The sequence below is a fragment of the Ruegeria sp. CDSB013 genome, from assembly GCF_059611165.1.
This window is the reverse complement of the sequence record NZ_JBXWPA010000002.1, coordinates 131,485-144,264: the sequence shown is the minus strand read 5'-3', so window position 1 is coordinate 144,264 and position 12,780 is coordinate 131,485. Positions and strand designations below refer to the sequence as shown.

At 55.3% G+C, this 12,780-nt stretch carries 10 protein-coding genes; 4 read left to right on the top strand and 6 right to left on the bottom strand.

The window, feature by feature from the left end; translation table 11 throughout:
* Positions 1-9: 9 nt before the first annotated feature.
* From AC2FJF_RS04175 to AC2FJF_RS04160, 4 genes are all read right to left on the bottom strand, one after another.
* Positions 10-765 carry a 3-hydroxyacyl-CoA dehydrogenase gene (locus tag AC2FJF_RS04175; protein ID WP_496723226.1) on the bottom strand — a complete coding sequence of 252 codons (756 nt, stop codon included), beginning with the start codon at positions 763-765 and terminating at the stop codon, positions 10-12.
* A 520-nt stretch (positions 766-1,285) separates the two neighbouring features.
* On the bottom strand, positions 1,286-2,068 hold the full coding sequence (locus tag AC2FJF_RS04170) for a hypothetical protein (RefSeq protein ID WP_496723224.1): 783 nt from the start codon (positions 2,066-2,068) through the stop codon (positions 1,286-1,288).
* Between the two features lie 117 nt (positions 2,069-2,185).
* Positions 2,186-3,439 (bottom strand): tyrosine--tRNA ligase, encoded by a 1,254-nt coding sequence (gene tyrS, locus AC2FJF_RS04165; protein ID WP_113790252.1) that lies wholly within the window; start codon positions 3,437-3,439, stop codon positions 2,186-2,188.
* A 91-nt stretch (positions 3,440-3,530) separates the two neighbouring features.
* The gene (locus AC2FJF_RS04160) at positions 3,531-4,799 is read right to left on the bottom strand and encodes an MFS transporter (RefSeq protein WP_496723221.1); all 1,269 of its coding nucleotides are present in this window, start codon (positions 4,797-4,799) and stop codon (positions 3,531-3,533) included.
* A 209-nt stretch (positions 4,800-5,008) separates the two neighbouring features.
* Here AC2FJF_RS04160 and AC2FJF_RS04155 point away from each other — a divergent pair, with 209 nt between their 5' ends.
* Entirely contained in the window at positions 5,009-6,067 is a 1,059-nt protein-coding gene (locus AC2FJF_RS04155) for an anhydro-N-acetylmuramic acid kinase (protein ID WP_496723853.1), read from the top strand.
* 172 nt (positions 6,068-6,239) lie between these two features.
* Here AC2FJF_RS04155 and AC2FJF_RS04150 read toward each other — a convergent pair whose 3' ends face one another.
* Complete coding sequence (locus tag AC2FJF_RS04150; RefSeq protein WP_496723218.1) at positions 6,240-6,761, bottom strand: TetR/AcrR family transcriptional regulator; 522 nt, start codon at positions 6,759-6,761, stop codon at positions 6,240-6,242.
* A gap of 187 nt (positions 6,762-6,948) precedes the next feature.
* Here AC2FJF_RS04150 and gntH point away from each other — a divergent pair, with 187 nt between their 5' ends.
* The 3 genes from gntH to AC2FJF_RS04135 all read left to right on the top strand — a co-directional run bounded on the left by gntH (position 6,949) and on the right by AC2FJF_RS04135 (position 11,239).
* Positions 6,949-8,142, top strand: coding sequence for a guanitoxin biosynthesis MBL fold metallo-hydrolase GntH (gene gntH / locus AC2FJF_RS04145; protein ID WP_496723215.1), 1,194 nt, complete (start codon positions 6,949-6,951; stop codon positions 8,140-8,142).
* Between the two features lie 231 nt (positions 8,143-8,373).
* Positions 8,374-9,963: a hypothetical protein gene (locus tag AC2FJF_RS04140; RefSeq protein WP_496723212.1), complete on the top strand. Its 1,590-nt coding sequence runs from the start codon at positions 8,374-8,376 to the stop codon at positions 9,961-9,963.
* A gap of 52 nt (positions 9,964-10,015) precedes the next feature.
* Positions 10,016-11,239, top strand: coding sequence for a HupE/UreJ family protein (locus AC2FJF_RS04135; protein ID WP_496723210.1), 1,224 nt, complete (start codon positions 10,016-10,018; stop codon positions 11,237-11,239).
* A gap of 197 nt (positions 11,240-11,436) precedes the next feature.
* Here AC2FJF_RS04135 and AC2FJF_RS04130 read toward each other — a convergent pair whose 3' ends face one another.
* The gene (locus AC2FJF_RS04130) at positions 11,437-12,486 is read right to left on the bottom strand and encodes a GFA family protein (RefSeq protein ID WP_496723208.1); all 1,050 of its coding nucleotides are present in this window, start codon (positions 12,484-12,486) and stop codon (positions 11,437-11,439) included.
* Positions 12,487-12,780 lie beyond the last annotated feature (294 nt).

Below are 12,780 nucleotides of genomic sequence, written 5' to 3'. Positions count from 1 at the left end.
GGGACAGGCTTAACGCATACGAAGGGCTCCGTCGATGCGGATGACTTCCCCGTTCAAGTAGCCCATCTCGACGATGAAACCGGCCAACCGCCCGTATTCTTTTGGATCACCCAGACGTGCAGGGTTTGGGACATCTGCCGCCAGTTGTTGTTGAACCTCTTCGGGCAGACCGGCCAGCATCGGTGTCATGAAAATCCCCGGAGCGATGGTCATCACGCGAACGCCGGTTGAGGCCAGATCGCGCGCCATTGGCAGCGTCATCCCCACGACACCGCCTTTCGAGGCTGCATAGGCCGCTTGTCCTTTTTGTCCGTCGAAGGCTGCGATTGAGGCCGTGTTGATGATCACCCCGCGCGCGCCGTCCGGTTCGGGTTCGTTCTTAGCCATTTCAGCTGCGGCAAGGCGCGAGACGTTGAACGTGCCCACCAGATTGATGTCGATTGTGCGCTGAAACGCGTCCAACGGGTGGGGGCCATCCTTGCCGACTGTCTTGATCCCATATGCGATCCCGGCGCAGTTCACGGCAGCCGTAATGCGGCCCATCTTGCCCTTAGCGTGCTCGATGGCCGCCGCAACCGATTCTTCATCGGTTACATCTGTTTGTACGAAATGCCCGCCGATGTCCTCGGCGACCTTGGGGCCACGCTCGGCGTCGCGATCCAGGATCGTGACCTGCGCGCCTTGTTCGGCGAAGTACCGAGCCGTCGCCTCACCCAACCCCGACGCCCCGCCGGTGATAATTGTGGCTGAATTTGAAAGTTGCATTAGGCGACCTCTCAAGATTTTGACATTTTCCCGCCTCATTTAACTTTGCGGCTTGGGTAGATGTTGTATATTCACGACAAGAGATCGTCACAACTAGTGCCGTGATCATTGTAACGAGTTGTGGCGAGCCTTCATTAACGCATCTTTAGCGGGAACTTACCTGCGCTTCATTTGCGGCTCCCACAGTGTAACCGAAGACCCTGACGCACCTGGGTATTAAGGCGCAAGGAGCTAAGTGATGCGAATTAAACTGAAATCCACTGTTTCGGCATTGGTGGCCTCTCCATTCATAGGAGCTATGATAGTAACCACTGCGTATGCTGCGACGGATGTGTGCAATGCGAGAACTGCGCGGATAGCAGCCAACGCCGGCGACTATCAGACGCTTTGTGATTGTACGCACGTGACACCCAGTTTTTTGAAGCGGTTACAAACACGGTCAGATTTCGAATCAACACTAGCTTACACTGGCGAACAATGCCCGGGTTTGGCCGTATTGTTGACGGATTTGGAGACAGCTTCAGTCCGCGGAAATTCGGCACGAGGTGGCGAAGATCGGGACAGCGATCAAATTGCACAAGCTGACCCAAGCCCGCGCGGTGAGTCTGGTTCTGGCGATACCAGCAGTGGTTCGACCGGAGGTAACAACAACGGTGGCGGAAGCAACAGCCCTGGCGGTGGCGGAAGCAACAGCCCTGGCGATGGCGGAAGCAACAGCCCTGGCGGCGGTGGAAGCGACAGCCCTGGCGGCGGTGGCGGAAGCGACAGCCCAGGCGGCGGCAACGATGGCGGCGGCAACGATGGCGGCGGCAACGATGGCGGCGGCAATGATGGCGGCGGCAATGATGGTGGCGGCAACGATGGCGGCGGCAATGATGGCGGCGGCAACGATGGTGGCGGCAATGATGGCGGCGGCAACGATGGCGGCGGCAACGATGGTGGCGGCAACGATGGCGGCGGCAATGATGGCGGTGGCAATGATGGCGGCGGCAATGATGGCGGCGGCAACGATGGCGGCGGCAATGATGGCGGTGGCAAGGGCGGCGACGGTAAAGGTGGCGGCAAGGGCGGCGACGGTAAAGGTGGCGGCAAGGGCGGCGACGGTAAAGGTGGCGGCAAAGGCGGTGACGGTAAAGGTGGCGGCAAAGGCGGTGACGGTAAAGGTGGCGGCAAGGGCGGCGACGGTAAAGGTGGCGGCAAAGGCGGCAAAGGTAAAGGTGGCGGTAAGGGCGGCAGTAAAGGGAACAACGGTGGAGGCAACGGGCCGGAAGGCAATAGCCCGGGCCAGGGTAACAATGCCCACGATGATGAAAGGTGACGCAGTTCTTGCAAGGGCATCCCTAAGCTTAGCCGATACCTAAAACAAAAAACGGCCACCGCAAAGTGTGGCCGTTTCGTTTACTTCATGGTGAATGGCTCGCTAGCCCAGCTGAACCAGCGCGTGGCGCTTCTTACCTGCGCTCAGCTTGATTGGTGACGACAGAGCACCCGCGTCGATCATCAACCCGGCATCCGTCAACGGCGCATCATCCAACTTGGCGCCGTTTTCCGCGATCAGCCGTTTGGCCTCTTTACCGGACTTCGCCAGACCCGATTTCACGATGACCTGCACGATGGACATGCCGTCACCCAGCTCATCCGCGCTGAGGGTCAGGGTCGGAAGATCGTCCCCGACACCGCCCTTTTCGAACACTTCACGGGCCGTGGCCTCTGCGTTGGCTGCAGCTTCGGCACCGTGCAGTAGGGCGGTGACCTCGTTAGCAAGGCGGATTTTGGCCTCGTTGATCTCTGATCCTTGCAGCGCGCCCAGTCGGTCACACTCATCCACCGGCATTTCGGTGTAAAGCTTCAGGAACCGGCCAACATCCGCGTCGGTCGTATTGCGCCAGAACTGCCAGAATTCGTACGGCGAGCGCATCTCGGCGTTCAGCCAGACCGCACCGTCCTGAGACTTGCCCATCTTCTTGCCGTCGCTGGTGGTCAGCAGGGGCGAAGTCAGGCCGTAGATCTCGTGATCCAGCACCCGACGCGTGAGGTCGATCCCGTTGACGATGTTGCCCCACTGGTCCGAGCCGCCCATCTGCAGCACGCAGCCATAGCGGCGGTTCAGTTCGAGGAAGTCATAGGCCTGCAGGATCATGTAGTTGAACTCAAGGAAGCTCAACGATTGCTCGCGGTCCAGCCGGGATTTCACCGATTCAAAGGCCAGCATTCGATTGACCGAGAAATGCCGCCCGATATCGCGCAGGAAATCAAGGTAGTTCAGGCCATCCAGCCATTCGGCATTGTTCAGCATCAGCGCCTTGTTTTCGGCATCGCTGTCATAGTCGATATAGGCCGAGAACACCTTTTTGATGCCCGCAATGTTTTCGTCGATCTGCTCGGGGCCCAGTAGGGGGCGTTCATCCGCGCGAAACGACGGGTCGCCCACCTTGGTGGTGCCGCCGCCCATCAGAGTAATTGGCTGGTGACCGGTTTTCTGGAACCACCGCAGCATCATGATCTGGATCAGGCTGCCCACATGCAACGACTTGGCCGTCGCATCAAAGCCGATATAGGCCGGTTTGCACCCACTGATCAGCGCTTCGTCAAGGCCCTGATAATCGGTGCAGTCGGCGAGAAAGCCGCGCTCGATCATCGTGGCGATGAAATCCGATTTGGGGTGGTAGGTCATATCGTGCCCTTTGGGTTTATGTTGCGGGGCACTGTATAGGCGGCGCGTCAGCCAAGGAAAAGCCACCATTTCCAAGAAAACGCGGGCTGTGTCAGCTTTTGACCGGGGGCAGGCGGAAGGCATAAAGCATTGCGATAATGTTCAACACCACAAGGACAACAATCGGCGTGATCGGATCATGCAAATGTGCGACTGCGCCAAGGATCGCAGCAAAGACAATTCCAACGAGGCCAGCGCTGACATCCCCTAGTGCAACTAGGTAGGGGCGCTCTTTTTCGACGCTCATCTGAATGAGATACAGGTAGCGCCCATAGATCACTCCGTTCCCGCCCAGCGATAGCAGCAGGATCACCAGCGCGTAGACCCAGACGTTCTGAGCGTAGCCGAAGAATGTAAAGCCAAGCGCCATCAGGGCCGAAATTGTGGCGATCATGCACCCCAACCACATCACAGGTTTGACCGAGACACGATCGCTGAGCCATCCCCACAGAAGCGAGCCGATCACCATTCCAAGGCTGGCCCCTATGACAAAATAGCTGAGCGAATGCTTGGTCCCCATATGCAGGGTCGCCGCATGGATCGTGTAGAAGGGCATCGCCAGCTCGACCGATACAAAGATCAGCCGCGCCGAAAGAAACTTGCGATACCAGGGATAGGCCATGCCGGTTTTGAATCCGGTCGCCAGTTCGGCCAAGGGTTTGGGTTTTTTCTTCGGCTCCGGCAAAGGGGCGCGTTGTTCATCCTCAAGCAATCGCACCCCTGCAAAGGCAACACCTGCGGCGAACATGGCGATCACGCCGCACCACAAGACGACGATGTGACGCTGCATCGGTTGATCCCCGGACAGCAGGTCGCGCGTGACCAGAACGACGATGATGGCCAAAATGCCCGAGATGGTGGCTTGCGCAAACACCATCCTGTTCCGTTTCGCTTCGGGGACAGAGATGCCGTAGATCTGGCTGGTTCCAAGGCTGGTGATCCCCTGACACAAACCCAGGACCATCGCAGTAGTCAGGAACAGCAGCACGATCATCACGCTGGGCAGTTTTGTTGAAAACAGGGCCACCGCCGCCAATACCACGGCCGTCAACAGGTTCGGTGCGTAAACGGCAAGCTTGGCGCGGGTCGCCCGATTGATGAAGGGCGAGACAAAGATCTCGGCAATCAGGCGCGACCCGGTGACAAAAGGCAGAAGCAACCCCGCAAAGAACGTTGGCGCACCCAAAGCCAGATATAGGAACGGAAGCACCAGATTGGGGTTGATCAGCTGCCCTCCGATCGTGGCCAGGGCGCCGGACCAGAAGATCAGGAAATAGTTCCGGCTTTCGGATGGTTGTTTCTGTGAGTATGTGTCTGACATATGCACCTAAAACCGATTTGTGTTCCTTATACCAAATTGTCGGGAAAAAGCGCGACACTCGTGTGATCTGGCTTGCCTTGGCTTCGGCGGTAGGGGCAGGTTAAACGGGCTGTGCCGATCAACCATGACGGTACAAACAGAATTCGGCAGGAGAGATCAAAGTGGGGCGGGCCATCAAACGAACAGGTGCGATCAGGGTTTTGGGCGCGATGTCTGGCACCTCGATGGACGGGGTGGATGCTGCGGTCGTCGAAACGGACGGGCACCGGATTATCGACTTTGGTCCAAGTGGGTATCGTGCCTACTCCGATCACGAGCGCGCGGTATTGCGCGCCGCTTTAGGGCAGTGGCACGGGCCTGACGTGGATGCCGCGGCAGAGCTTGTTACCCTGGCCCATGCCGAGGCGCTGTCTGAATTCGATGAGGTCGATCTGATCGGTGTGCACGGCCAAACTCTTGCGCATGAACCAAGTGGGCGCGGGACGTTGCAGGTGGGCGACGGGAAAGGGCTGGCTCAGGCATTGGGGGTGCCAGTCGTCTGGGATTTTCGCAGCGACGATGTGGCGATGGGCGGCGAAGGCGCCCCGTTGGCGCCGTTCTTTCACTTTGCCTGCGCCAAGTGGATCGAGGCAACCCAGCCGCTGTGCTTTCTGAACCTCGGTGGTGTCGGGAACCTGACGTATGTGGACCCCAGTTACGATGGCCCCGAAGCCCCCGGCGCGTTGCTGGCTTTCGACACTGGTCCCGCGAATGCACCGGTCGACGATCTGATGCAGGCGCGTCTGGGCCTGCCGATGGATCGCGACGGAGCCGTCGCGCGCGGCGGAACCGTCGAGATGGGCGCACTCGAGCTGTTTTTGTCCGAGCCTTACTTTACACGCATGCCGCCAAAATCACTGGACCGGAACGACTTTTCCGAGATGATCAAACTGGTGCAGGAACTCAGCGATGCGGACGCGGTGGCCACGCTGACCGGCATGTGTGCCGCGGGCGTGGTGCAGGGGATGGAACATTGCCCCAAACCACCCTCGCGCATGTTGGTCACCGGCGGCGGGCGGCACAATCCAGTATTGATGGAGATGCTGCGCGTTGCATTGGACTGCCCGGTCGAACCAGTCGAGGCCGTGGGTCTGGACGGAGATATGCTTGAGGCGCAGGCCTTCGCCTATCTCGCGGCACGCGTCGCCCGCAGGCTGCCGACGTCGTGTCCGGGGACGACAGGTGTGAAAGCGCTGGTCGGCGGTGGGGTAGTGAGTTCGGTTGCGTAATGGGGCGGTGGGTTAAAAGCTAATTGCCCGGTTTCTGCTTTCGCGGACGAAGCGGTCCTTGATGGTCACAGACTGAACGTCGGCTTCTGGCACTGTTGCGTGTGCTCTTCCTACAGGGCACTTAAAAACTGGCGGTCCGTTTCGAGCAAACTAACAATGCCGGGCGATATACTTATTCTGTCTTCTTCTTTCCGACAAGAATTGCATGTTCCCTCTCTATAACCTTTTCCCAATCGCCTTGCGCTTTCAGACCGGTTGAAGAGTCTCCCATTAGCGAAGTAACCATCAATCTTCCACGCGCTTTCGCTTCCTCTTTCGAGAACCCGGCCTGTTCAAACATCCAGGCGGCGAATTGGAACCGTTTGCCGATGGTTCTTTGATACGATTCTTTCACCTTCTCATCGGTATTCGCCCACACTGAGACAGCGTGATCCGGCAAGGCGGCGTCCTCTTCAATGACTTTTTTCATAAGAAGAAGAATGCGGTCTTCCGGGGGGCCGCCAAATGTCTTTGCCTTTGCGATCACTTTGTCAGTCAGTTCTTGCTCCCAATATCTGAGGACCTCATCCAAAAGCTCACTGACGTTTTTGAAATGCCAGTAAAAGCTGCCGCTTGTCAGGTTCAGTCGCTTTGCCATTGGCACGACCTTTATCGCGGAAACGCCGCCCTCATTGAGTACTTTGTAGGCCAGCAATATCCAGTCTTCTTTGGTCGCGGCGTTTTTGGGTGAGTTTCGAGTTATAGATTCTGACATTCAGATTACAGCATTCTTTATTTGACATAGAGTAGTCTATGGATCTACCGTAGAGATGTCTATGGTGAACGAGAGGTTCACGAATTCGTGTTCTCTTAAGAGGCTTCGCTTTGAAAAGGGGGGATCAATGAATAACTTAATGAAAACCGCAGCCGGTACATTGATGGCCTTAGGCATGACACTGGCTGGCACAGCCACGGCGCAAAACGCCTTGCCGACGGGTCGGAGTGCCACTGAAATCGAAAACGGTGTTTATCCCGCTTCTTACTTTCCCAACACAGAAATCCTCGGAGAGGATGAGATGCGAATTACGGCACTGGGTACGGGGATGCCAAATCAAACCAAGGCTGCAGTTTCTATTTCGTTTTATGTGGAACTTGGGAATGGTGACGTCTTTCTGTTTGATGTGGGAACGGGCGCAACGGGCAACCTGTTCTCGCTGCGCCCGGACTTTGCAAAGGTCGACAAGGTCTTTTTCAGCCATTTGCATGTTGACCACGTTGGAGATTTCATGGGCCTCCACGTTGGGGGGTGGCTTTCAGGCAGATATACCCCGCTCCGCATCTTCGGCCCGTCCGGATCAGAAGATGAACTGGGCACCAAAGCCTATGTTGATGGCATGTCCATGGCTTACGCCTGGGACTTGGCCACGCGAACGGGCGCGCTGCCGGACGATGGCGCAAAGCTTGATGTCACTGAATTCGACTACATGCAGGAAAACGAAATTGTTTATCAGGAGAACGATGTCACGATCCGGTCCTGGCCAGCGATCCACAGCCTTGATGGTTCCGTGAGCTACTCACTGGAATGGAATGGGCTAAAATACGTCTTTGGTGGCGATACTTACCCAAACAAATGGTATGTCGAATATGCCAAAGGGGCGGACATCGCTTCTCACGAGGCTTTTCTACCACCGGATGCGCTGGCCCCTTATTTTGGCTGGGACATGAAACAGGCGACTTATGTAGCTACGCGCGTTCATACGGAACCTGCGGCTTTCGGCAAAGTTATGTCCGCTGTCGAGCCACGCATGGCCCTAGGGTATCACTCTGTTCTTTCGCCCGAAAACTATCAGGCAATCCTGGAAGGTGTCCGTTCGACATACGATGGACCGCTCACGCTGGCGCGAGATCTACAGGTGATAAACGTAACCAAGGATCAGATCGTTGTTCGGGAAGCGAGTGTTGACGACTATGCGCTGCCACCAGCTGTGAGCGACGAATACATCAATGCACCGCGTTCAAAAGAAAAAGAGCCTTCTGAAAAGGTTCAAGCCGGCAAATGGGATGGTTACACGCCACCGCCAATGCCGGACAATTAACCTTCAGGGGTGAACAAAATTCCAATTTGGCGGTATCTGTGCCGACTATTCTTGATGCTGAGTGTGATGGCCTCGGGTGCACAGGCCGTTTCAGCAGATGTCGTTTTGACAAACGGTTCGGAAGTCGCACCCAACATTGCTGTCCTTCATGTCAAAGATGATGGGGTTTACGTCGACCTTGAGGTCTATGTCGAAGATATTCCGTTGTTTGCGGATATGCTGCCAATCGGATTGTCATCCGATTTCGTCGAGGGTGAGCCGAAGGTCGAACAAGAGTCCGATCAAGGTTCTGCCCAAGCCAAAAGTCGGGCACTGTCTATTGTTGCAAGGGACGAACAGCCCCTACACGCTGAAATCAGAAAGCTAGAATACCGAACGCGCATCGACCGGGCCTCGCCGCTTGCAGGTCAGCGCGACCCATTCTCGGGTCAAATTGTTCCCAGCCCGCCAAAAGATCCGCGTGTCCTGTTCGTCGAAGTGTTCTTTCCGTTTCAAAACTCAGTTCCCAAGGAGCTGACTATAGTGCCTCCATCGTGGGATGGTGTACCACTGGCGACTATCGGGATGCAGGTTTTTGACCGAGAGGTTCCGGTCACGGATTTCAGCTTCTTGTCAAAGCAGGCAGAGTTAAAGATTTCCTGGCCTGACCCTTGGGAAACCCGATTTTCCGCAGAAAGCCTGAATCGAAAAGCCCAGGACGGAACTTCAACATTTCTTTATATCGAACCTCGTGAAGTTCGGCATGAGACGCTGATCCGCTTGCGTGAACTGGCGCCTTGGATCGGTGAAACTTTCGACGTAGGGCAGACACTTTCGCCACAACTTAGCGCCTTGATCGTAAACCAGGCAGCGCCCTTCCTGGCTTCTCGTAACCCGGTGACAATTGATGGCAAATCAGTGCAACCGTCAAACGCAACAGCAAAGCTCCTGGAGCTAACATCGCAAGGTTTTCAGGTTGTCGAGCCTGGAAAGGAAGTGTCCGTGAACAATGCGTTTATCGGAGCTATCCTGTCTTTCTCATCGGCAGAACTTCCCGAACAGGTGACAGTCACATGGGATATGTTTGACGAGGAAATTACCCGCGTCGCGACCATTTCAAACGATATCGCCGGGCCGTTCTTTGGAGCTGTGACACCAGTGGACCCTCAGTTTCAGTGGCAGAACCACTTGCTCCAATACGAAAAAGCATCTGTCACTCAGGTTCCAGTCGAGCAGCAGATACAGCAGAACCCGGCAATCGCTTTAATCACCGGAGTTATCAGTGCCGTCTCACTTGGTTTCTTCCTCATGTGCAGGGGCAAAGTTGCAAAGCGCGCCAGTTGCGCAACCATGATTGCCGCAACATCGGCAACCGTCGCATTTTCGGGATATTTGCCGGACTTGCCTTGGAAGAAGTCTGAGCCCCCTGAGCTGCAGGCTGCGGAAGATATACTGCGCTCAATGGTCGAGAACTTGAGCACGGTGAGTCTGGAAATTTCGCCGGCCGCAAGAAAGGCAGAGCTGGCGCACATTGTAACGGAAGCGTCTCTAGGTGACATCGCAACAGAGGTTGAACGTGGTCTCGCGATCCGAACGCCAGGAGGCAGTCTTGCTACGGTTACTGATATCAGCGACCTGAAATTGGAGCGCATTAACCCAACCCACACGCCGGGAGGATTTAGTGCCCTGACCAAATGGACAGTGAAAGCACAAGGCGGTCATTGGGGGCACGCCCACATACGCGCCGTTACATTTCGGGTGCTGGCGGAGGTCATACCTGAGTCAGGGCAATGGAAGCTGGATGGATTAACTGTAATCGAGGCTCGCGATCCAAATGCGTAAGTGTTTAAGACCAAAGGTTTTTGCTTTCGGCGCTTTGTTTGTCGGTGTGTTCTTGTCACTGACGCTGTCAGCCTCGGCACATTTTTTGCTTAACCTCAACGTTCGAATTTCGCATGTCGAGCATTCCGAAGACGGTCTGCGCGTCTACATCCGTACGCCCATGCCTTATCTGGTTGCAGACAAGGTCGGTGATCAGGAAGGTGATGCCTTGCCGATAGCTGCACCATTCACGACTAATGCCATGAGCGACGGTCAGTTGGTCCACTTTGTCGACTTGCAGGCTGTCATGAGCGATCCCAACGGTCTGGGGCAATTCGCCGAAGGTGGGTTGCATCTGTTGGTCGACAATCAGCGCATAAGAGGAACAGTTAAGTCCGTTCGCTTGCATCGAATTGGAAATGAGCCCGGATTTGCAACTTTGGCCGAAGCTCAACAGGCCGAGGACAGCGAAACGGCCCTAACGCCACCGCTTTTTGTTGGTGACACAATTGTCGATCTCGTCCTGCATTATGACACGGACGGCCCGGTCCAATCGTACAGCATTGCCAACGTGCTGGACCCCGGCTTGCCGGATCAGGACCAAACGGCCAACCTCATTCTCGATTACGCTTCGGACACACCGCAGATATTCCGATCTCGGGGCCTGATGACTGAACCATTGGTGGTTCAGCAAGAGGGGTATGGAGGATTCCTGAGTTTTGTTTGGGAAGGTATACGACATATCCTCGAAGGATTGGATCATGTTCTTTTTGTTGTGTGTTTGGTCATTGGAGCGCAGACACTCAGGGCGCTATTGCTGCGTGCAACCGGTTTTACCATTGGGCATAGCGTGACGCTGTCTCTGGGGTTCTTCGGGTTTGTGCCATCGGGCGCGTGGTTTGTTCCTGCCGTCGAAACTGGGATCGCGCTTTCTATCATATTTGCAGCCGTCGCAGCGTTTGTGGGTTTTAAGGACAATGCGCGCTCTGAAGTCACGATGGTGCTTCTGACAACGCTGATTGGCCTCTTGCACGGGCTTGGGTTTAGCTTTGTGTTGCACAAGATTTTGCAGGTTACATCCCCAAACATCTGGCAGAGCTTGCTTGCTTTCAATCTTGGCGTCGAGCTTGGCCAGGTCGCCATTATTCTTGCGCTCTGGCCTGCCTTAATAATGTGTCGGCGCGTGAACTCCAGTTTGTGGATGTCCTTACGAGTGGGCTTAGCCGGTGGATGTGCGGCTATCGCCTGCTTTTGGACCTTTCAGCGAGTTGCCGAGGTTTATTCCACGTTGGCTTAAGGTCATTGCGATGGTGCGTGCCGTGATGGTTTCCTGAGAGAAATGCGGACATTCGGCTGTTCCGCAGCATAAGACAGATTGGGCTCTCCTGACACCTTCGCCGGGATCTGCACCAAGGGCCGGTTTGGTATGGATCGACATTCGCTGCGCGTCGCATGAACAGGCAAGACGCGGACAAAGCCGACATCGCGCGGGTTCTAGAAAACTTCAGGCGGTTTGGCCAGAGGCCCCCAAGTTTCCGGGTCAGGTAAGCCGACACTTGACCATGCCTCCAATAATACCTTGGAATCTGCTGACCGTGTACGAGGCAAGTCATCCAAAATGTCGAACCAAGGCATTTTGCTTTCTATCCCGGAGTGGACCGATGGAGCGAAGTTTTCTGGGTTATCGAGGCTCGAAGTGTGCATAACCAAGTAAGCCGTTTCCCTCGGCTGAACGAGTTGGTAGGTCAGGCTTGCTCCGCATTTGGCGCAGAAGCCCCGTTTGGCTATTGGCGTAGTCGCGAAATACACGGGCTCTTCATCAAGAAATCGAACAGCAGAAACGGGAAAAGCCGTCCACGCATTGACCGCTGACCCAGAGAATTTTCTACAGCAGCTGCAATGGCAATACCCTGTACTGATCGCTGGTGCATTGACTTCGTACCGGACGGCTCCACAAATGCAGCCGCCCTTTTCCATAGTCTTTGCCAATTCATCCTTGTCGAAATCCAGAAACCCGCCTTCTTCACCGTGCTTTGACTGGGTCATGTAAACATGGACTGAAGTATCCGTGCTTTTCAGTTTTTTGTGCCCGCAATCCGCAAGTGGAATGTCTACCTTACCATTTATTTGCGCCATCACTTCGCCGGAGACCGCTATTCCTCCTGGCTCGGCCATTGCTTCGAGCCGAGCGGCAATATTAACACCATCTCCCAATATATCTGCCCCATGTACAACGACATCACCAAGAGAGACCCCGATACGCAAGATGAGTGCATTTTCCGTGTTCGACTGACGGGCTTCGAGCGCAGACGCTTTTTGAATGCCAATTGCACAGTTGACCGCCTCAATAACGCTTGAGAACTCAGCCAAGAATCCGTCGCCAGTAGACTTGAAAACACGGCCTCGGTTCGCCTCAACTTGCATGCGGATGATTTCACGTTCCAGACGTACCAACTCGGCCAATGTTCCGCTCTCGTCGCGCGAAACCAGCCCCGCGAAACCAACAACATCCGTGGCCAGTATGGTCGCCAATTTGCGTTCCATCTCTATTCCTTAGAACTGTTATGTCTCTGCTGGTTTCTGTAAAGCTTAACATAAATCGCCATAGCCCGAGGGATGATCATTCAGACGTTTGTTTTGACTTTCAAAAAAGCTGCTCTGGGCTCAAAATGAACCTTCGTTGCGGTGGATCGAATGTCGGCTTTCTAGCTTCAGAAACTGATTTAGATCTGATCCCCTCGGCCTAGCCTTCGCACTTAGGCAGTGCTTGGCTCAGTACATTGGTGTTTTTTGCGTAATTCCGAAACATAATTGACAATTTTGGACGCTGTTTTACAA